Source organism: Microbacterium aurugineum, assembly GCF_023101205.1.
In the GTDB taxonomy this organism is placed as follows: Bacteria; Actinomycetota; Actinomycetes; order Actinomycetales; family Microbacteriaceae; genus Microbacterium; species Microbacterium aurugineum.
The window spans coordinates 1117692-1136414 of sequence record NZ_CP078078.1 but is presented as its reverse complement, the minus strand read 5'-3'; the positions used below and the strand labels follow the sequence as shown (position 1 = coordinate 1136414).

At 64.5% G+C, this 18723-nt stretch carries 17 protein-coding genes and 1 tRNA gene; 8 read left to right on the top strand and 10 right to left on the bottom strand.

Features of this window, described 5'->3' with window-relative positions:
- Positions 1-368 precede the first annotated feature (368 nt).
- The 4 genes from KV397_RS05535 to KV397_RS05520 all read left to right on the top strand — a co-directional run bounded on the left by KV397_RS05535 (position 369) and on the right by KV397_RS05520 (position 2726).
- Positions 369-899, top strand: coding sequence for a helix-turn-helix domain-containing protein (locus tag KV397_RS05535; protein ID WP_261812362.1), 531 nt, complete (start codon positions 369-371; stop codon positions 897-899).
- Positions 896-1363 carry a hypothetical protein gene (locus KV397_RS05530; protein WP_261812361.1) on the top strand — a complete coding sequence of 156 codons (468 nt, stop codon included), beginning with the start codon at positions 896-898 and terminating at the stop codon, positions 1361-1363. The genes KV397_RS05535 and KV397_RS05530 overlap by 4 nt, the downstream gene beginning before the upstream one ends.
- A 2-nt stretch (positions 1364-1365) precedes the next feature.
- Complete coding sequence (locus KV397_RS05525; RefSeq protein WP_261812360.1) at positions 1366-1791, top strand: hypothetical protein; 426 nt, start codon at positions 1366-1368, stop codon at positions 1789-1791.
- Positions 1792-2147: 356 nt separating this feature from the next.
- Entirely contained in the window at positions 2148-2726 is a 579-nt protein-coding gene (locus tag KV397_RS05520; protein ID WP_261812359.1) for a recombinase family protein, read from the top strand.
- A gap of 976 nt (positions 2727-3702) precedes the next feature.
- On the opposite strand, the gene KV397_RS05515 is transcribed toward KV397_RS05520, so the two are convergent.
- The gene (locus KV397_RS05515) at positions 3703-6696 is read right to left on the bottom strand and encodes an NACHT domain-containing protein (RefSeq protein ID WP_261812358.1); all 2994 of its coding nucleotides are present in this window, start codon (positions 6694-6696) and stop codon (positions 3703-3705) included.
- Positions 6697-7031: 335 nt separating this feature from the next.
- Positions 7032-7490, bottom strand: coding sequence for a GbsR/MarR family transcriptional regulator (locus tag KV397_RS05510; protein WP_047524307.1), 459 nt, complete (start codon positions 7488-7490; stop codon positions 7032-7034).
- Between the two features lie 113 nt (positions 7491-7603).
- Here KV397_RS05510 and KV397_RS05505 point away from each other — a divergent pair, with 113 nt between their 5' ends.
- Entirely contained in the window at positions 7604-8749 is a 1146-nt protein-coding gene (locus tag KV397_RS05505) for an FAD-dependent oxidoreductase (protein ID WP_261812357.1), read from the top strand.
- A 21-nt stretch (positions 8750-8770) separates the two neighbouring features.
- Here the strand turns inward: KV397_RS05505 and KV397_RS05500 are convergent, their stop codons facing one another.
- From KV397_RS05500 to KV397_RS05490, 3 genes are read right to left on the bottom strand one after another with little or no spacing between them, the layout of a single operon-like run.
- A complete protein-coding gene (locus KV397_RS05500; RefSeq protein ID WP_261812356.1) occupies positions 8771-9718 on the bottom strand; it encodes a type II secretion system F family protein in 948 nt (315 codons plus the stop codon).
- A complete protein-coding gene (locus KV397_RS05495) occupies positions 9706-10563 on the bottom strand; it encodes a type II secretion system F family protein (RefSeq protein ID WP_261812355.1) in 858 nt (285 codons plus the stop codon). The genes KV397_RS05500 and KV397_RS05495 overlap by 13 nt, the downstream gene beginning before the upstream one ends.
- A complete protein-coding gene (locus tag KV397_RS05490; protein WP_261812354.1) occupies positions 10560-11756 on the bottom strand; it encodes a CpaF family protein in 1197 nt (398 codons plus the stop codon). The genes KV397_RS05495 and KV397_RS05490 overlap by 4 nt, the downstream gene beginning before the upstream one ends.
- 141 nt (positions 11757-11897) lie before the next feature.
- Between KV397_RS05490 and KV397_RS05485 the strand changes: the two genes are divergently transcribed.
- Together KV397_RS05485 and KV397_RS05480 are read left to right on the top strand one after the other, a co-directional pair.
- A tRNA-Leu gene (locus KV397_RS05485) sits at positions 11898-11979 on the top strand.
- Positions 11980-12076: 97 nt separating this feature from the next.
- Positions 12077-12856 (top strand): DedA family protein, encoded by a 780-nt coding sequence (locus KV397_RS05480; protein WP_261812353.1) that lies wholly within the window; start codon positions 12077-12079, stop codon positions 12854-12856.
- Between the two features lie 36 nt (positions 12857-12892).
- Here KV397_RS05480 and ku read toward each other — a convergent pair whose 3' ends face one another.
- Positions 12893-13702, bottom strand: coding sequence for a non-homologous end joining protein Ku (gene ku, locus KV397_RS05475; protein WP_047524296.1), 810 nt, complete (start codon positions 13700-13702; stop codon positions 12893-12895).
- Positions 13703-13760: 58 nt separating this feature from the next.
- On the opposite strand from ku, the gene ligD reads away from it, so the two are divergent.
- The gene (gene ligD, locus KV397_RS05470) at positions 13761-15719 is read left to right on the top strand and encodes a non-homologous end-joining DNA ligase (RefSeq protein WP_261812352.1); all 1959 of its coding nucleotides are present in this window, start codon (positions 13761-13763) and stop codon (positions 15717-15719) included.
- Positions 15720-15741: 22 nt separating this feature from the next.
- Here the strand turns inward: ligD and KV397_RS05465 are convergent, their stop codons facing one another.
- The 4 genes from KV397_RS05465 to rph all read right to left on the bottom strand — a co-directional run bounded on the left by KV397_RS05465 (position 15742) and on the right by rph (position 18722).
- Complete coding sequence (locus KV397_RS05465) at positions 15742-16662, bottom strand: cation diffusion facilitator family transporter (RefSeq protein ID WP_261812351.1); 921 nt, start codon at positions 16660-16662, stop codon at positions 15742-15744.
- An 85-nt stretch (positions 16663-16747) separates the two neighbouring features.
- Positions 16748-17326, bottom strand: a complete 579-nt coding sequence (locus KV397_RS05460; RefSeq protein ID WP_261812350.1) for a dihydrofolate reductase family protein — start codon at positions 17324-17326, stop codon at positions 16748-16750.
- 62 nt (positions 17327-17388) lie between these two features.
- A complete protein-coding gene (gene rdgB, locus KV397_RS05455) occupies positions 17389-17982 on the bottom strand; it encodes an RdgB/HAM1 family non-canonical purine NTP pyrophosphatase (protein WP_261812349.1) in 594 nt (197 codons plus the stop codon).
- A 2-nt stretch (positions 17983-17984) separates the two neighbouring features.
- Complete coding sequence (gene rph, locus KV397_RS05450) at positions 17985-18722, bottom strand: ribonuclease PH (protein WP_131492658.1); 738 nt, start codon at positions 18720-18722, stop codon at positions 17985-17987.
- Position 18723: the final 1 nt, after the last annotated feature.

Sequence of the window (18723 nt, the reverse complement as noted above, 5' to 3'; positions counted from 1 at the left end):
CTCTCCCGTACGTACACCGATGAACAGCATGAGTCGGTAGCACATCTGAGCGTGCGCAGAGCCGCCGCAGAGCTTGGCTGTAGTCCGTGGGCCGTACAGAACTGGCGCACGCAGCGGAGGAACTCTCAAAACTGAGTATTTCGCTCCGGGCCCCGGTTGACGACCTATCCAACCTCAGAGTCACCTCTAGGGGTCTATACGGACGATTGTAAAGATATACCGAAAATATCGCGTCGACACCGAAGAGGAAAACAGCTTAGAACGCGTACACGCCTCCTTCAGCAACAAGATTCATGCGGAATCACCGCATTTTAGTTACCCGCGTTCAACGTCGATTGCAAACATTGACTTTTATCGGAACGAACATCATGAGCAGACCAAGTAGCATCCTGAGTCACAAGGATTTGAGAAAGATTGAAGCCGACTTGGCGAGCGGCGAGCCGGTACCTCAGATCGCGAAGAGACACCATGTCTCTCAGGCGTCTCTCTACCGCTACAAGACGAGCGCAATGGGCCGCGTAGCCCTCCGTGACAGTCAGGCTGCCTCAGCGGGCGTCAGTGACCTCCTGTCAGCCCTCACGGACTCTCTGAGGGACGCGGATACGGTACGCCGTACCGCCCTAGCTATGGGCAGAAACTCTGAAGCTCTTCGCGCCGCTCAGACCGTCAACCAATTGACTCAAACGCTCTCAAAGGGACTCGGTATCGACTCGCTCGATACCGCCGAGCGCCTGGCGTCGGATGACCGAACCCTATACGCGCTTGTTTCCCTCATTCACGAGACGCCGGAAATTGCCCAGCGCATGTCTCTCGCCCTATCTAGACAGGGGTATCCAGAGATTGCCGGGGACTTCGAAGACCTATTTCAGCAGATTACGACACAGGAGACGACAGCATGACCGAGACGACAACGAAGAAGAAGCATCCACCGCTACGCGCCGGGGATACCGTGCACTGGGTCAACAACGGCCCCGCCGTGGGAACGAAGCGCAACGATATTCATGGCGCATTCATCCACCTAGGCGAACGCGGATCGGTCATGGTTATCACTGACGAGATCTTGGAAGTGAATCAAGATCGAGAAGGTAGCTCGCTCTTTGACATCATCGACGATGACGACGAACAGATTCGTCGCTGGGGCGAGGTCAAGATTCGACGCGGCCCAAAGCCTGACGGCCTGACGGACTACGTGCCGGGAACCGTCGATCATGAGCTTGCGTACCAGGAAGCGCACTACCGCATCGAAGCTACGACCTCAGACCCCGACGAACGCGCGGCAAGGCTCTCAGTCCTGAACCAGTCGGAGCTTGGCAGAGGGCGTCCAAGGTTCGAGAACACAACGAAATACCTACGAGACGAATAGTCATGATTCCTCTCTTGGAGCAGGCGCTCCACATCGCGCCGGAGACGCGCCGCATCTGGTTGAAGAGTCTGACCTCCTCACAACGCGAGTCTCTGCAAGCGCAAATGACAGCACGTCAGCAAGAGCTACGTATCGAGCCGCCCACGGCACGCGCCGTCGCACCCGGCCCGAAGTTGAACAAATCCCGTTACACCAGCATTCGGTCGGGAAGCTTTGTGAATGGGCGTCGAGTCGTGCGCGTGGGGCGTCACATCGTGCTCCTGCCCTCGCAAGCCCTATACAAGAAGACTCGCGACACCTTGCTCTACACGTATTATCTCGGCGTTGTCGGCGGCTATCGCGCGAACGGCGCGAAGCTGAAGAAGCTCGCTCTCGACGCCGACACCCGCGCATACATCGCCCGGAGCCTGTTCAATTTGAAAACTTGATCTAAGCGCGGCGACGTGAGCGGTTCTCCTCCAAGTGTCACGCCCACGTCGCGACAGGGACGGATGCGAGTCCCCCGGCTCCTAGTAGGCCCCTCTATGCTCGCAACCGTCCACCGGGGCGGCGGGTGTTTCCTCACTCGCGCCCGCCGTCCCTCCCCCTCCAGCCTCTCCCCGGAGTCTCATGGTCAGTCTCCGGGGAGGGGGGTTTCTCGCCTCTCACAAACGAAGCCGAGATGAGAGACGCGGCGAACGGGATCATGTGCCGAGAATCCAAGCAAGCTCGCTCCAGAATCGCGCCTCAAAACTCACACCGTATTGAGTTGCGAAAACGAACGAGTTTCTGAGAGACTTCCTGCATGGATACGACGACCACGGGGACGCGACTCGGATACCTTCGCGTGAGCACTGGCAAGCAGGACGAAGCACTACAACATGACGCGCTCGACGGCGTGAAGGTGCTGAAGCGAAACCGATACGTTGACCACGGCGTATCTGGCACCAAGACATCCCGCCCCGCTCTCGATGACCTCCTCGCAGATGTTCAGCCGGGAGACACCATCGTCGTCTACCGACTCGACAGGCTAGGGCGCTCCACCCTGCACATCGCACAGTTGCTCGCGGACCTCACCGAGCGTGGAATCTTCATCGAGTCCATCGCGGACGGCCTCAACTCATCGACCCCAATGGGCAGGGCTATGCTCCAAATGGCGTCGATCTTCGCGGAGATGGAACGAAACATCATTGCCGAGCGAACGATTGCCGGACTAGCCGCCGCGAAGGCACAGGGACGCACAGGCGGACGCCCGAAGGCCACTGACACGAAGCAGACTCGACAGGCTCAGGCACTCCGCGACGCCGGGGAGAGTGTGCCCGACATCGCCCGCGCTCTAGGTGTCTCCGTCGCGACGGTCTACAGAATCACCAAGACAAAGTAGCTCGACCCGTGGTATAACCCGGTCGAATCACTAATGAATCTGACATACACTAATGAGGAGGCCGCCCGTAGCGTCAACTACGAACGGCCCCCGGCCCCGCCGCTAAGGCGAAGGTCGCCAGTCACTGTGAAGGCAGTGACACCTGTGTTGACGAGAGGCCTCCCGTTCCCGTAAAGATTTGGGGGGCCTTTCGCTTTTCTACGGAAGGAATCGGTAGAACCCTTCCGCTACAGACAGTCTACTTTCCGCCCTACACATTCCGGCGAGGAAGTTCCCCGAGTAACGGGTTTCCTCCCGTGGTCACGTAGGCCGCCAACGGTCGGTATCGGTCGGTATGGGTAGTAAGCCTGTCGGATTGTCCGGAATCCCGGCCTACAACGTGCCTACATACTCACGGGTAACTTTCAGCTTCAAAGCTAATCGAGCTTGTGCATAACTGTGTGCACGGCAACCCAGCGAACATGCGCGAGCGAGTAACGGCGGGCCGCGCAGGACTAGCGACACGACGGCGCAGACAGTCCTACCAAGCTCTCAGCGCCCCTCTCAGCACCTTCCAATCGCCTGCGTGCCCGATCCTACGCGGCGAGCGCTACGGCACCCACCGAGGCACGGCCACTAGTCCAACTCCCGACGTTGCGACTAGTGGAACATCGGGACGATTCGACTAGTCCCCTGGCAGGGGGTCCGGTGCAGTGTCCCGGCAGAGGGTGCCCGAAAGACCCCGGCCTTTAACGGGTGTATTCGGGTACTTGATCCTCCCCACGTATCGCTCCTGAGAAAATGCGAGAGAAGACCCCCCTCAAGCCCTGGCCCTCTACCTTGCTCATGATCTGTTCGATCTTTCAACTTGCATCCGCCTCAAGCTCGGCGTAGGTCTCCGGCGACTCTTGCCTGAGCGCGGTCAGAAACTCATCGGTGAGTTGTTCGTCCCACGGCTCAGCTTCAAGCCTGGCCCCGTACTGGCCTCCCTGACGTTCTAGTCGGGCGCAACCTGCTCGTCACTGTAGACGTCCGATGAGAACTCGAATAGGACATCAACATCCTCGGAACCACGTTCAGTATGGAAAATCGAGACCTCTCCCGCTTCCCACTTCTCGGCAATGTCTCGGACCCCGGCAGTGGCGAAGGCCTTTAGCGCCTCCAAAGGGCTACCTCCGTCCTCAGCGGCGAACACGCCGAGCACCATATGAACGGTGCGCTCCCGCGTGTGACGACTCGACCCACCAATCAGCTCCGCGTTGCCGAGCACACTCAGCAGCGCAGCATCTGCGACGCGGATGTCGATGTCTTCGACAGTCTCGGCGGTCGTGCCAACGTTCCTTCGTAGGCTGACCCTGCGCGAGAACAAGCCGGGCATGACGCGAGGTAGGACGGAGAAGTCTTCCAGGAAGGCGCTCGCAAGGGTCAGCACCCACGCATGTTGTTCAGGCCGCAGACGAGTACGCGTCGACGCCGCGTACTTTATGAATAGCCGCGATCCTGATGCGTTAGCAGACGACCACGATGCGACGTTGTCGTCTTCAAAATATCGCGCCCAGAATGGGAGAGCGGGGTCCCGGATAATCTCAAGAGCCAACTTATCTTCGAGCACGCCATGCCATGCCAACAGGGATGCGGCAGGAGCATCGAGAGGTTCTTCCGCAACGAGCAAATTCCTCTGTTGGTGCGCCAGGTCGACCAACAGCGTTTCCCATGCAGGGTCCACGGGAGAAATCGGAGCAAGCGATGCAGTTTGCGATAGAAGCAGCAGCCGCAGCAATATCCACCGGCTGATCTCACGAGTTGCAGGATCGGTAATCGCGCTCGACAAATCGTCTTGGACTTGCTGTGCCGCGATACTAGCTTCACGATCATCCGCGTAGACTCGAAGGCCGAGCAGAGGGCGCATCTCGTGTCGCTCCCGACGAGCAAGTTTTGTGGTTAGCGCGAACGACACACAAGCAGTAGCAATTTGACGCACAAGTGATACGGGTACAATTGCGAACGCTAGACAGCGAACGACGAAGTACAGGACGTTTGCTCGGTTCTCCGGTGTTCGTTTACGACCATCCTTAAGAATGGCGGCAAGAGCCCGAGCGGAACCGCTTTCCGTGCTGAAATTAACTTGTTGCACAGCCAACTGTGCCACAACGTCCCATTCCTCCGCAGCAATCTGAGGCAGCAGTCGTGACGCCAAAGCTTCAGGCGTATCGGTGATGCGCGTCAGGTGCACCGCTGCGAAGTACTCCATGAACGTACGGTGCGTAAAGGTGTAAATAGGCTCACCGTCCCCGGTGCTCCCCGCGTCGGTAAAGACCCAAGCCCGGCCACTACAATAGTCAACAAACTCCCTTGCGGCCTTCTCTGCTTGGTCCTCATTTTCGAGCGCTCCTGCCGAGTAGAGATAGTTGGACATCATCTGAACAAGAACGCGCTCAGTGATGCCGGTGTCATGAGCGTCCGATTGCAAGAACTCGAACGCGATGTACTTCATGGCAGCATCCACATGGTCCCGAGCCTGCAATGGCACTTCGATCCCACGCGTTCCATCCCACTGGTCAAACAGAAGGGTGGCGCACTTCGAGTAAACATCAGGACGGTTCTTCGGGATGTAGTTCTCGCCTCGAAAGAGGATGCACATCAACGACAACATCAATGGATTGCGGCGCAGGTCAAGAACAGCGGCGCTCTGCTCAACGAACGCCGTGGCACGCTCGTCCGCCTTCTGCTCGGTGAACTCATCCTGTGCTGAGAACCATTTGACCGCGTACTCTGCGACTTGCTCTTGTTCGAAGCTTCCGAGGTGGTAAGTAGAAAAGATGGCGCCGTCGAGCTGAGCTTGCTCGTAGCCCACCCGGCGCGAGGTAACGAGAACTGGCGCGTGTGGGTACTGGATCGAAAAGAGTTCGACTCGCTGCTGCATCTCGCGACGCTGCCCCGCGTTCAACAGCTCATCCAGTCCGTCAAAAATAACCAGTGCCTTACCCGTCAGCAGCAGGTCACGCACTACGCCTGCTTCCATTTTGACTTCATATCCGGGACCCATTTGGTGCTCAATGTAGTCAACTATGGACAGTCGTTGGCCGTGCGCTGCGAATTCACGAAGAACCACATGGAAAGGCACTGGGCCAGCTTTGTCTCGGGCAAGACGCGAAGCGATGTAGCCAGAAAGGGTGGATTTGCCTCCTCCCGGGTCACCCAAGACGACGGTCCGGTCAATCGACGTCATGAATTGCTCAACGCTCAAATTGCCTGCGTGTACGCTGCGACGATTACTTGATATACGCGGCGGGACATACAGCTGTTCCATAGGCAACTTGCGACTCGTTTTAAAGTCGGGCGGAGTAATGTATCCGTGCTTCTCTGCGCAAGATTTGCGGTAGTCCGAGATGAAGCGATCACGCTCGCGAGCTGTCGCGGCGTTCGTGACGCGAACGACTGCCTCATGGTGGTCGCTGATATTCTGGAGAATCGCTGTTGCTCGACGCAAGAGGCCTGTCTGTTGAAAGGCGACGAACGCGTCAGGGCTGTTTTGAATCACCTTTTCCGCTGCGGCAACACATAGCTCCTCGAAAGCGGAGGCCAACTGCAATCCGAAGTTATTCGCGTCTTCCTGGCTCGCCGTGCTTCTCACTGTGTTGGCAACTACCAAGCGCAGCGAATCCTTCACCATGTCAGCAGATTCCTTGTCTTCTGCGACGAGTGAAACGAATATCAGTTCCGTCACCAGACGGGATAGCTGAGGATTGGCCAATGCGCGCTTAGCGTCCTGAGCCTTAAGGGTCGATCCCAGCATCCCGGCCAGCCGAACTTTACTGAGCGATGCAGACAGCGAGTCTGAATCGAGACTTCGAAGGCCACGGAACAGCGCGGAGGCATCCTTCGCACCCTTGCGAGCGCGAGCTTCACCGGCCAGGCTGACGCCTAGATCGATCGCCTGAAGGAATACTGCAATGATCGGGTCCATGCCAACCTCTTCCACCGTCGCCACGCGCGTGCTCCCGTCTTCCGCACACGAGCAGTTCGACTCCCTGCGGTCACGCTATCGCGTATTAGCGTCCTGACATGCACAGACAGGCGAGGAGCGCATCGTTCGTGGCATCGGCAAGGCGTGGGACACACCGAGGTTTGCTATGCATCATATGTGCTTTACATCGACAGCCCAGCCGGGAACGTCACCGGATTCGTCGGCCGACAGAGCGCGGAAGAACGAGCGCAGGCGTGTGATCATGCGGCCAGTCTGCCCGGGGTGAGATCACCCGCGCGGAAGTTATCCACAGCCCGCAGGACGCCGCCGTCCGCGCCTCCCCTGCCAGAGAGTTCGCGTCAGCCGTTCCGCTCCTGCCAGCGGTGCAGCAGAGCGGGGATCTCGCCCCGCAGGAATTCATAGAACGCGTGCATCTGCGCCAGGCGCTGATGCGCCGGATCATCGTCACCGGTGACGGAGACGCCTTCCGAGGCGACCTGGAGCATGGCGTCGATGATCGTGTTCTGGCCGGTGAACAGGGTCGCCCAGGCATCGTCGCGAAGTCGGAAGTGCTCCCGGCGACTCCCGGGAGCGGGCAGACGCTCGATGAGACCCACCGAGAGCAGCGACTTGATCGCACTGGAGACCGCGCCGGCGCTGGCATCCAGCCGCTCGACGATCTCACCCGCTGTGACCGTCTCCTGGTCGGTGAACAGGAAGACGGCGAGCGTGCGCGCAGCCATCCGCTGCATCCCACCCTCGGTCAGCGTCAGCGCCAGTCGTTCGGCGGTCTGCCACTGCGTGTGCCTGTCGGTCATCTCACCCTCCAGGCAGCACGATATCAAACATCATGACTGTTCAATAATTCCTGAAACTCCGATACTGTCGGAAGCGCGTCATCTCGACCACGACGCGAGGAAGGACGACATCCATGCGCGCAGTCATCATCGGAGCCGGCATCGCCGGACTCTCCACCGCCCTCCGCCTGCACCAGGCCGGGTGGGAGACTCTCCTCGTCGAACGCGCACCCGCACGCCGCGACGGGGGCTATGCCGTGACCTTCGGCGGCATCGGGTATGACGCCGCAGAGCGAATCGGAATCCTGAGCGATCTCCAGGCCCGCTCGTTCGAGACCACGGAGCTCAGCTATCACCGGTCCGACGGCTCACGCCTCTTCTCTCTGGATCGCGCCACGATCGCTGCCACCACCGGCGCGCGCTCCTTGACGATCCTACGGGGCGACCTCGAGTCGGTCCTGTATGAAAGGGTCCGGGATCACACGACCATCCGCTTCGGCACCACGCTCACCTCCTTCGAGCAGGACGACCGAGAGGTCCGCGTCGGACTGACCGACGGCACCGTCGAGACGGCCGATCTGCTGATCGGCGCGGATGGGTTGCACTCGGCCACCCGCGCCCTGCTGTTCGGGCCGGAGGAGGACTTCCTCGTCGACCTGCAACACAAGATCGCCGTGTCCATGCTCGAGCGGCGCCCCGCATCCATCGCACCGGGCACCACGGGCACGCACTCCTCGCGCGGTCGCACCGCCGCCGTCATCAGCGCCGGCGACGGTCGCAACGTCGCCTTCTTCGGCTACCGCGCCGATCATGCGCGCCCGGGTGCCGACGTGCACGCCGAGCTGAGACGCATCTACGGCGATCTCGGTTGGATCATCCCCGAAGTACTCACCGGCCTCCAGGAAGCCGACTCCATCTACTTCGACACCGTCAGCCAAGTGGTGGTGCCGTCCTGGAGCAAGGGTCGAGTCGCGCTCGTCGGCGACTCCGCGTGGTGCGTCACGCTGTTCGCCGGCTACGGCTCATCTCTGGCCGTGGGCGGAGCGGACCGGCTCGTCACAGAACTCACCGCCAGACCTGACCACATCCCGGCCGCGCTGCAGGCGTGGGAGACAGCGATCCGCCCCGAAGCGGAACGCAAGCAGAGGCTCGGACGACGGGTCAAGGGAATCTACGCCCCCGCCCATCCCCTGACCCTCTGGCTGAGCATGCTGCCCCTCCGCCTCGCCTCCTTCCCTCTCGTCCGCAGCTACATGACGCGGCGGTACATCAAGGGCTGAGACCCCTCCCCTGCGAGGTGGTCAGCCGATGCCGAGCCGCAGGATGAACAGTCCTGGATACACGGCGAAGAGCACTGACAGCGGCAGGATGAGGAAGACCAGCGGGAAGAGCATCAGGATCTCCTTGCGCCCCGCCTGCTCGATGAGCGTGCGCTTCGCGTCCTCGCGTGCATCGCCGGCCTGTGCGTGCAGCACCGCGGCGAGCGGCGCTCCGTGCTCGAGAGCGGCGATCACCTGGTCGACGGCACGCGAGAGCCCGGGCAGCTGCAGACGTCGCGCCGTCTCGCTCAGCGCGTCAGCCAACGGCGACCCGGTCCCGACCGCGAGGACGACCTGGCGGAGTTCGGCTGTCAGCTCACCGGTGCCGACGGCGGCGACACGTCGGAGGGAGTCGAAGAACCCTTCGCCGGCGGCAAGGCACAGCGCCAGGAACTCCAGCGTCGTCGGAAGCTCGTCGGCGAGACGCACCCGGCGAGCCCTGGCCCGTGCGGAGAGCTGCATGTCGTACACGACGGCGGCGAGCGCCCCGAACACCACCGGGATGACACTCGTGGGCACCGACATCCGCCCCGCCAGCGCGAGGAGGATGACCACGATGGCACCTCCGCCGATCCCGGCGAGCGTCCACCCCAGTTGCTTGCCTCGGAACACGGACGGTTCGATCGCCACCCCGGCTTGGGAGAGTCGCTGTCGAAGGGCGGCTCCTCCGCCGAGCAGACGCTCGAACGCCTCTCGAACGGCGTCCCACAACGTTCGAGAACGCGCGGGAAGCACGCCGGAGGAAGGCAAGATGCCTGGGGGCAGCCGCTCGTCGGTCACGACGTCACGGACGTAGGGCCCGATACGGACGATCAGGGATGCTGCCCGCCAGCGCGGAAGCACGAACAGGACGCTCAGCACGCCGGCGGAGAACGTGCCACCGACCAGCACCGCGACCGCGACGACCGACACCTCCGTCACCCGAACCACCGCCGCGGCTCGGGAAGTCGACCGATGCGGACCATGATCCGGAAGGCAGCGACCGAGATCGCGGCTCCGACGCAGATCACCAGAACCCCCTCGGGCGTGCCGTACGCCGAAGCCCCCTCCGGGCGCATGACGAGCAGTCCGAGGATGATCCACGGCGCAACGGCCCCGAGGATCGCCGCACCGCGGATCCACGACTGCCGCGCCTCGACTTCTCCTCGAAGCGCGGCATCTGCGCGGACGGACGCCGACAACGCGCGGAGCACACTGATCAACTCGGTGCCGCCGACCTGACGAGCCATGCGCAGAGTCTCCACGATCCGATCGCCGATGGGATCGGCGAGGGACGACTTCAACCGGTCGAGGCTCGTCTCGAATCTGCCGCTCGCCCGGAGGTCTCGGGCGAACACGACGAAGGCCGGTCGGAGCATGGTCGGCGCGGACTCGGCCAGGCTCGCCACCGCGTCGGGGAGCGAGAGCCCGACGCGGATCGAGGCGATCAGGAGGTCACAGATGTCCGGCCAGAGTTGCCGACGCACGCGAAGCAGCCGAAGCCGCCGACCGCGCAGGAACAGGATCGGCGCAGACGCCCCCGCCGCTCCGGCGAGCAGGGCAAGCACGGGCAGTCCGCTCAGGAGCCAGACCACGGAAGCGGCCAGCATCCCCGCGGCCACGATCACCGCGATGAGCACGCGCGGCACGAGCGCGACGAGGCCCGCTTCCTCGATCAACCGCGTGAGTCGTCCGTCTCTGCCGGCCGGCTGCGCGTTCGCACGAGGCGGCCACATCCACGGCGAGACGCACAGGAGCACACCTGCGGCGAGCGCGGCCCCGAGCAGCACCGTCACGAGTTCACCCCGATCCGGTGAACGGGGCCACGATCCATGTCGGCACGCCGTTGCGTCGTCGAGCCGTCGAGATAGACCCGCGCTGTGCGGATGCGTCCCTCGACGATCTCTCCGGTGGGCGCGACGATCTCCTGCACGAAGCGGCGGCCCGAGCGGTCGCGCACGCAATGGACGACGAGGTCGATCGACGTGGCGATCGCCGGCGCGATGAAACCGCGATCGATGTTGCGGCCGGCCAGGAGCGGCAGCATGCTGAGCTTCTCGAGGGCCTCCGTCGCGGAGTTCGCGTGCACGGTGCACGCTCCCGGCACTCCGGTGTTGAGCGCGAGCACGAGGTCGAGCGCTTCGGCATCACGCACCTCACCGAGGACCAGGCGGTCCGGCCGCATCCGGAGCGCTTCCTTCACCAATCGACGCAGGGTGATCTCCCCTGTGCCTTCCAGACTGGACTGGCGCCCCTGCAATGCGACCAGATCGGGACCCTCGATCGCGAGCTCGAAGGTCTCCTCTACTGTGACGATGCGCTGCGAGTCGGCGCACGAGGCCAGCAGCGCGCCGAGCATCGTCGTCTTCCCTGCGTGGGTCGCACCGGAGACGATCACCGTGCGACCGTCGTTCATCGCCGCCCGCAGCCGCTCAGCCACCGCCGCGGGCATCATCCCCTGGGCCGTCAAAGCCTCGAGCGACCGATACTTCGGGAGGAACTTCCGGATGTTGACCGCCCAGGACCCGCGCACGACGTCGGCGATCGCGACGTGCAGACGAGAGCCGTCCGGCAGCGAGGCGTCGACGAAGGGCTGACTGATGTCGACCCGTCGACCGGTGGCCTGCAGCATCCGCTCGACGAGGTCGCGCACCGTCGTGTCGCTGAGGCGCAGTCCGGTCCGCTCCGCCACGCCTTCACGGGCGACATGCACGTGTCCGGTGCCGTTGAGCCAGATCTCCTCGATCTCGGGATCGTCCAGCAGAGGCTGCAGCGCTCCGAACCCGCTGAGAGACGCCAGCACGTCACGGACACAGGCCGCTTCGTCTTCGATGAGGCCGCCGCCGCGTGCGAGAGCAGCGTCATCGTGACGACGGACCTCCGCGTGCGCGATGCGCCGCGCGGCGTCGGGATCGATCGTGGGATCCACCCCTTCCGTGCGCAGGCGACGCCGAACCTGCTCGGTGACCAGGGCAGACGGATGACTCACCCCGGCATCCTCGCAACGATCGGTTCCCCCGCGTCGGAGTTATCCACAGGCACGCCGGCTCTCAGCCGCTCCGGGGTGCGATGAACTGCGGGCTGATGCTCAGACAGGGGGTTTCGCCGGTCAGTAGACTGATTCCACCGCGCGGGAGTGGTGGAATTGGCAGACACGCAGGATTTAGGTTCCTGTGCCCCAGGGCGTGTGGGTTCAAGTCCCACCTTCCGCACGAGAGACGATGGCGCCGTCGCGAGACCACCCTGACGTCGCTCCGCTCTGACGCCGACCACTCACGACCGACGGGAATCCCGCCAGTGCTCGAATCCATGCTGCACGCTCCCACCGCCCTCATCCCCTGGCTCGACCCCGCGACGATCATCGGAACGGCCGGACCCTGGGCGTTGCTGGTCGTCTGCTTCATCGTCTTCGCTGAGACGGGCCTGCTCGTAGGATTCCTCCTTCCTGGAGACACGCTGCTCGTCATCGCAGGGCTCCTCTCCCACCCGATCGCGGGTTCGGAGCACGGTGTCTTCGGAATCAACGTCTGGTTCGTCGCGCTGTTGATCGGCCTTTCGGCCTTCGTCGGCGGCGAGGTCGGCTACGTGATCGGCCACAAGGGCGGCCCTGCTGTCTTCGAGCGGAAGGAATCGGGGCTCTTCAGCAAGAAGAACGTCGAGCGCACCAACGCCTTCTTCGAGCGCTTCGGCGGTATCACGGTGATCCTCGCTCGCTTCGTTCCGATCGTGCGCACCTTCGCGCCGGTGGCGGCGGGCGTAGGTCACATGCCGTGGCGCCGGTACACGCTCTACAACCTGATCGGCGCCGTGCTCTGGGGCTTCGGCCTCACGATGTTCGGTTACGCGATCGGATTCATCCCGCCCGTGGCCCACTTCGTCGAGAGCTACATCGACCTGATCCTCCTCGCTGCCGTCGGCGGCACCGCCCTCGTCACGCTGTGGCATTACCTCTCAGAGCGCCACAAGGCGAAGAAGGCCGCGGCGGCCGGCGAAGACGTCGTGACCGATGCCGAAGAGGCACAGGAGCTCGTCCTGGATGCCGACGTGTTCGACCGCGCCCCCGACCTGGACGGCGACGGCAAGCACTGATCCTGACCTCGTGCGCCGAGCTCTCGGCGGACGACGTCATCCTGCGTTCTTCGCGCGCTCCTCTTTGGTGCGCGCGACGCTGGCGCGGAGTGCCTCCATGAGGTCGATGACTTCGCCACCCTCCGCAGCCTTCTCGGCCTCCCCGAACGTCTCGGCGACGTCGAACGTGTCCCCCGCCTCGATCTTCGCGTCGATGAGGGTGCGGAGCTCCTTCTGGTACTCGTCGACGAAGTCCTCGGGATCGAAGTCGGCCGAATAGCTGTCGACGAGTGAGGCGGAGAGCTCGAGCTCCTTCTTCGAGATCCGCACGTCCTCGTCCAGTGCAGGGAACTCCGCTTCGCGCACCTCGTCGGCCCACAGCAGGGTCTGCAGCACGAGCACCTTCCCCCGGACCCGCAGCGCGGCCAGCCTGGTCTTCTGCCGCAGGGTGAAGCGCACGATCGCGGTGCGATCCGTCTGCTCCAGGGTCTTGCGCAGCAGCACGTACGCCTTCGGGGACTTCGAGTCCGGCTCGAGGTAGTACGGCTTGTCGAGGGTGAGCAGATCGACCTGGTCGGACGGCACGAACTCGACGACGTCGATCTCCCGGCTCTTCTCCGCCGGCAGCGCGGCCAAGTCGTCCTTGGTGAGCACCACCGTCTGCCCGTCGTCGACGTACGCGCGATCGATGTCGGCATAGGCCACCGTCTCGCCGCACACCTCGCACGTGCGCTGGTACCGGATGCGGCCGCCGTCCTTCTCATGCACCTGATGCAGCGGCACATCGTGATCCTCCGTGGCGGAGTACACCTTCACCGGCACGTTCACGAGCCCGAATGTCAGCGCGCCCTTCCAGATCGTCCTCATGACACCAGTGAACACCAGTCGAAGCCGTCGCGACCAGTCCCTTGACTACGCTGGCTGCATGGTCGGACCAGGGCAGATCGTGCAGGTGGACGGTCGCCGACTGCGCGTGACGAATCTCGACAAGGTCGTCTACCCGGACACCGGCACGACCAAGGGCGAGGTCATCGCCTACTACAGCGCGATCGCCCCGCTCATCCTGCCCCTCCTCGACGGACGCCCGGTCACGCGCAAGCGCTGGGTCGAAGGCGTCGGGACGAGGGACGCTCCCGCGGATGCGTTCTTCACGAAGCAGCTCGAACCGGGGGCACCGGCCTGGATCCCGCGGCAGGCGATCCAGCATTCGGACGGCCCGAAGGAGTACCCCCTCGTCGAGGACGTGCCGACGCTGGTGTGGCTCGCTCAGGTCGCCGCGATCGAACTGCACGTGCCGCAGTGGCGCTTCGCTCCGGACGGGGGCCCGGGTCGCCCCGATCGCCTCGTTCTCGACCTGGACCCGGGCCCCGGTGTCGGACTCGCACAGTGCGCCGAAGTCGCGCGCTTCGCACGCGTCATCTTGACGGACATGGGGCTCGATCCGCTCCCGGTCACGAGCGGGAGCAAGGGTCTGCACCTGTATGCGGCCCTCCCCGGGGAGCAGACGAGCGACGAGATCTCGGCGGTCGTGAAGGAACTCGCCCGCCTGATCGAGAACGACCATCCCGATCTGGCCACGAGCGTCATGTCGAAGGCCGAGCGAGGCGGGAAGGTGTTCCTGGACTGGAGCCAGAACAACGGCAAGAAGACGACCATCTCGCCGTACTCGCTCCGGGGGCGGGCACAGCCGTGGGTCGCGGCTCCGCGCACCTGGGACGAACTCGATGACCCGGATCTGGCCCAGCTCGACCTCGACGAGGTACTCGCCCGCGCAGCCGCGGGAATCGATCCGCTCGCCGGGCTCCGCCCGCAGGAGGCCTCGTCGGCCCCAACACCTCCCCCGGCTCACCGGCCCCGTCACCCGCGGGGCGCTTCGGCCCCTTCACGGGGCGCCACGGCCGCGCCCCTCGCGCCGATGCTCGCCGAGAACGGCACCGCCGGGGTCGCGCGGGCGCTGAGCGATCCGTCCTGGGTCGAGGTGAAATGGGACGGCATCCGAGCCTTGGGCACCTGGGCCGACGGACGGATGCTCCTGCACGCGCGGCGCGGCACCGACATCACGACCCGCTATCCGGAACTCACCGCCGACGGCGCCCCTTTCCTGCCCGTCGCCGACGCGATCGTGGACGGGGAGATCGTGGCGTTCGACGGCCAGGGACGCCCGAGCTTCTCCCTGCTGCAGAACCGCATGCATCTGACCCGTCCGCGCGAGATCGAGCGGGAGGTGGTCCGCACGCCGATCGTGTACATGCTCTTCGACCTGCTGAGCCTCGACGGGCACGATCTCACGGGCATGCCGCTGCGCGAGCGCCGCATCCTGCTCGAAGACGTCGTCGCGGGTCTCGACGCCCCGATACAGATCCCTCCGGTCTTCGACGACGTCGACGCGGCCCTCGCTGCCAGCAGGGAGTTCGGTCTCGAAGGCGTCATGGTGAAGGACCCGCAGTCCCGTTACCGCCCGGGGCAGCGCAGCCCGTCCTGGCTGAAGCTCAAGCACACGCGCATGCAGGAGGCCGTGATCGTCGGGATCCGGCCGGGCAAAGGCGATCGGGAGAGCACACTCGGCTCGCTCCTGCTCGCGGTGCCCGACCGATCCGGCGGCCGAGGCGGATCAGCGCCGTTGCGCTACGTCGGGAGGGTGGGAACCGGATTCACCGACCGCATCCTCCGCGATCTGCTCGCACGCCTCGACCCGCTGCGCAGGGAGACAGCGCCCCTCGACGGCGTGCCCGCGCCCGACGCGTCCGACGCACTCTGGGTGCATCCCGAGCTCGTGGGCGAAGTCGAGTTCGCCAATTGGACCCCCGATGGGGTGCTCCGACACGCACGATGGCGAGGGTTGCGGCCCGACAAGGAGCCGGACGACATCGTCGTGGAGCGCTGACTTCTCCCCCGCACCAGAGCGTTCAGGCGTGGTGAGGCGCGCAGTCCGACTTCTCAGCCGGCTCGATCTGGAAGGTCGAATGCTCGACATCGAAGTGATCGGCCAAGCACGCCTGCATGTCGGAGAGGAGCTGCGTCGACCTCCCGTCGGCGAACAGCTGCGGCTCGACGGTGACATGCGCCGTGAACACCGGCGCGCCCCGCGTGAGCTGCCACACATGCACGTCGTGCACGCCGACCACACCGTCGTACCCCAGCAGGTGGGTGCGGATGTCGCTGACAGCGGTCCCCTTGGGCGCCGACTCGGCGAGAACCGAGAACACTTCGCGCAGCAGCGCGATCGCTCGCGGGATGATCATCGCCGCGATGAACAGGGAGGCGATCGCATCGGCCGGCATCCATCCCGTCAGGAGGATCACGATCGCGGCGACGATGACCGCGGCGGACCCGATCAGGTCGCCCATCACCTCGAGATAAGCGCCGCGCACATTGATGCTCGTGCGCTGCGCACGACTGAGCAACCACATCGAGACGGCATTCGCCAGCAGGCCCACGACGGCGACCACGAGCATGAGCCCGCCGGCGACCTCGACGTCGCCGGGGTTCAGCAGGCGGCCGATGCCCTCGATCGCCACCCAGGTGGCCAGGGCGATCAGGATCACGGCATTGATCAACGCGCCGAACACCTCGGCGCGTTGATACCCGAAGGTCCGTCGGTCATCAGCCGGTCGCGCGGCCACGGTCGCGGCGATGAGCGCGATCACGAGCGCGGAGGCGTCCGTGAACATGTGCGCGGCGTCGGCGAGCAAGGCGAGCGAACCGGTCAGGATCGCACCGACGACCTGCACGACCATCACGGTCGCCGTGAGCGTCAGCGAGATCGCCAGCAGGCGTCGACTGTTGGCCGAACGGATGCCGCCGGCGGCGGGTGCGTGATCGTGCATGCCCCCAGGCTAGACCGGGATTCACAGCCGGAAGGCGTGTTCGCGCTAGTCGGGAAGGGTAACGATTCTCAGCGTCACCAGCAGTTCACCGACGGGTGCGCACGTAGGTGAGCACGACGCATCCGTTGTCGAAGGTCCGGGCTTCCTCGAGGTCGAACGACTTCGGCGCGAACGCGAACCTCGCCATCGGAATCCCGTCTCCCGCGATCACCGGATACTTCTTGACGATGAGGCGATCGATCTCGTCGATCAGCGCTCCGGCGAGCAGAGCGCCTCCGGCGAGGTAGATCCCCAGCCCGTCCTCGGCCTTCACCTGCCGCACGCGTTCGACCGGGTCGGTGCGCACGATCTCGATGTTCGGATCCACGGGATCGGCGAGCGTGCCGCTGAACACGATGGTGCGCAGGTGCGCGTAGGGGTCGGTCACCCCCACCTGCAACGCCGGCTCGTAGGTCCGGCGCCCCATGAGGACCGTGTCGAACTGCGTCACCGGAGCGTCTGCCCCTCCGCGCCCCGCGCGGGCGAAGGTCGGCTGCACGTCGGCAAACTCCGTGCCGAGCGACTCGGCGAACGCCGGGGTGACGGGATAGAAGTCGACCTCGTCCGCGGGGCCCGCGATGAAGCCGTCGAGGGAGACACCGATGTAGTACGTCAGTTCACGCATGCCTTCACGATAAGCACTACACGTGAAGTACGTCAACCGTAGTGGTTACGCTTCTTCGGCCGTCAGAGTGCAGCGAGCACCGGCAGCAGTTCCGCGAACGCACGCGCACGATGCGACTGCGACTGCTTCTCCTCCGCACTGAAGTCGCCCACCGTACGCTCCTCGCCGTGCGGCTGACCGTCGGGGATGAAGATCGGGTCGTAGCCGAAACCACCGCCACCGGACGCCTCGTGTGACAGACGCCCCGGCCACCGGCCTTCGACGACCTGCTCCCGGCCGTCGGGCATCACCAGGGCGATGGTCGAGGTGAAGTGCGCGGTCCGATGCGGGTCGGCGATGTCGCGCAGCTGATCGAGCAGGAGCGCGAGATTCGCCCCGGCATCCTTCTTCTGGCCCGCCCAGTACGCGGAGAAGACCCCGGGCGAACCGCCCAGGACGTCGACGCAGATACCGGAGTCGTCGGCCAGAGCGGGGAGCCCGGTGTGCGTCGCCGCCGCCCTCGCCTTGATCAGTGCGTTCTCGGCGAAGGTCACGCCGTCCTCGACCGGTTCCGGGCCGTCGTAGCCGACGACCTCGAGGTCGGGTCGTGCCTGCGCGACGATCTGCTGGAACTCCGCGACCTTGTGCGGATTGTGCGTCGCGAGGACGACCTTCATCGTCACTCCCCCGCCAACGCGGCGAGCTGCTTGCCCTTCAGCTCGTCGCATCCGGACACTCCGAGCTCGAGCAGCGCATCCAGTTCGCGCTTGTCGAACGGCGCCCCCTCGGCTGTGCCCTGGACCTCGACGAACAGTCCGCGGCCCGTGACCACGACGTTCATGTCGGTCTCGGCGCGCACGTCCTCGACGTATGCCAGATCGAGCATGGGCTCGCCGTCGATGATCCCGACCGACACCGCGGCCACGGAGTCGAGCAGCGGCGTGGAGTTCTTGCCGATGAACTTCTTCTCGCGCCCCCACTCGATCGCGTCGGCCAGCGCGACGTACGCGCCGGTGATGGCCGCGGTGCGCGTGCCCCCGTCCGCCTGCAGCACGTCGCAGTCGATGACGATCGTGTTCTCACCGAGCGCCTTGGTGTCGACCACGGCGCGAAGGGCGCGACCGATGAGCCGGGAGATCTCGTGCGTGCGTCCGCCGATGCGCCCCTTCACGCTCTCGCGGTCGTTGCGACTGTTCGTGGCGCGCGGGAGCATGGCGTACTCGGCCGTGACCCACCCCTTGCCCTTGCCGGTCAACCAGCGCGGGACGCCGTTGGTGAACGAGGCGGTGCACAGCACCTTCGTGCCGCCGAAGCTGATCAGGGCCGAACCCTCGGCCTGTGCGCTCCAGCCGCGTTCGATGGTGATCTCACGCAGCTGATCGGTGGAACGGCCGTCGACGCGGACGATGTCGGTCATG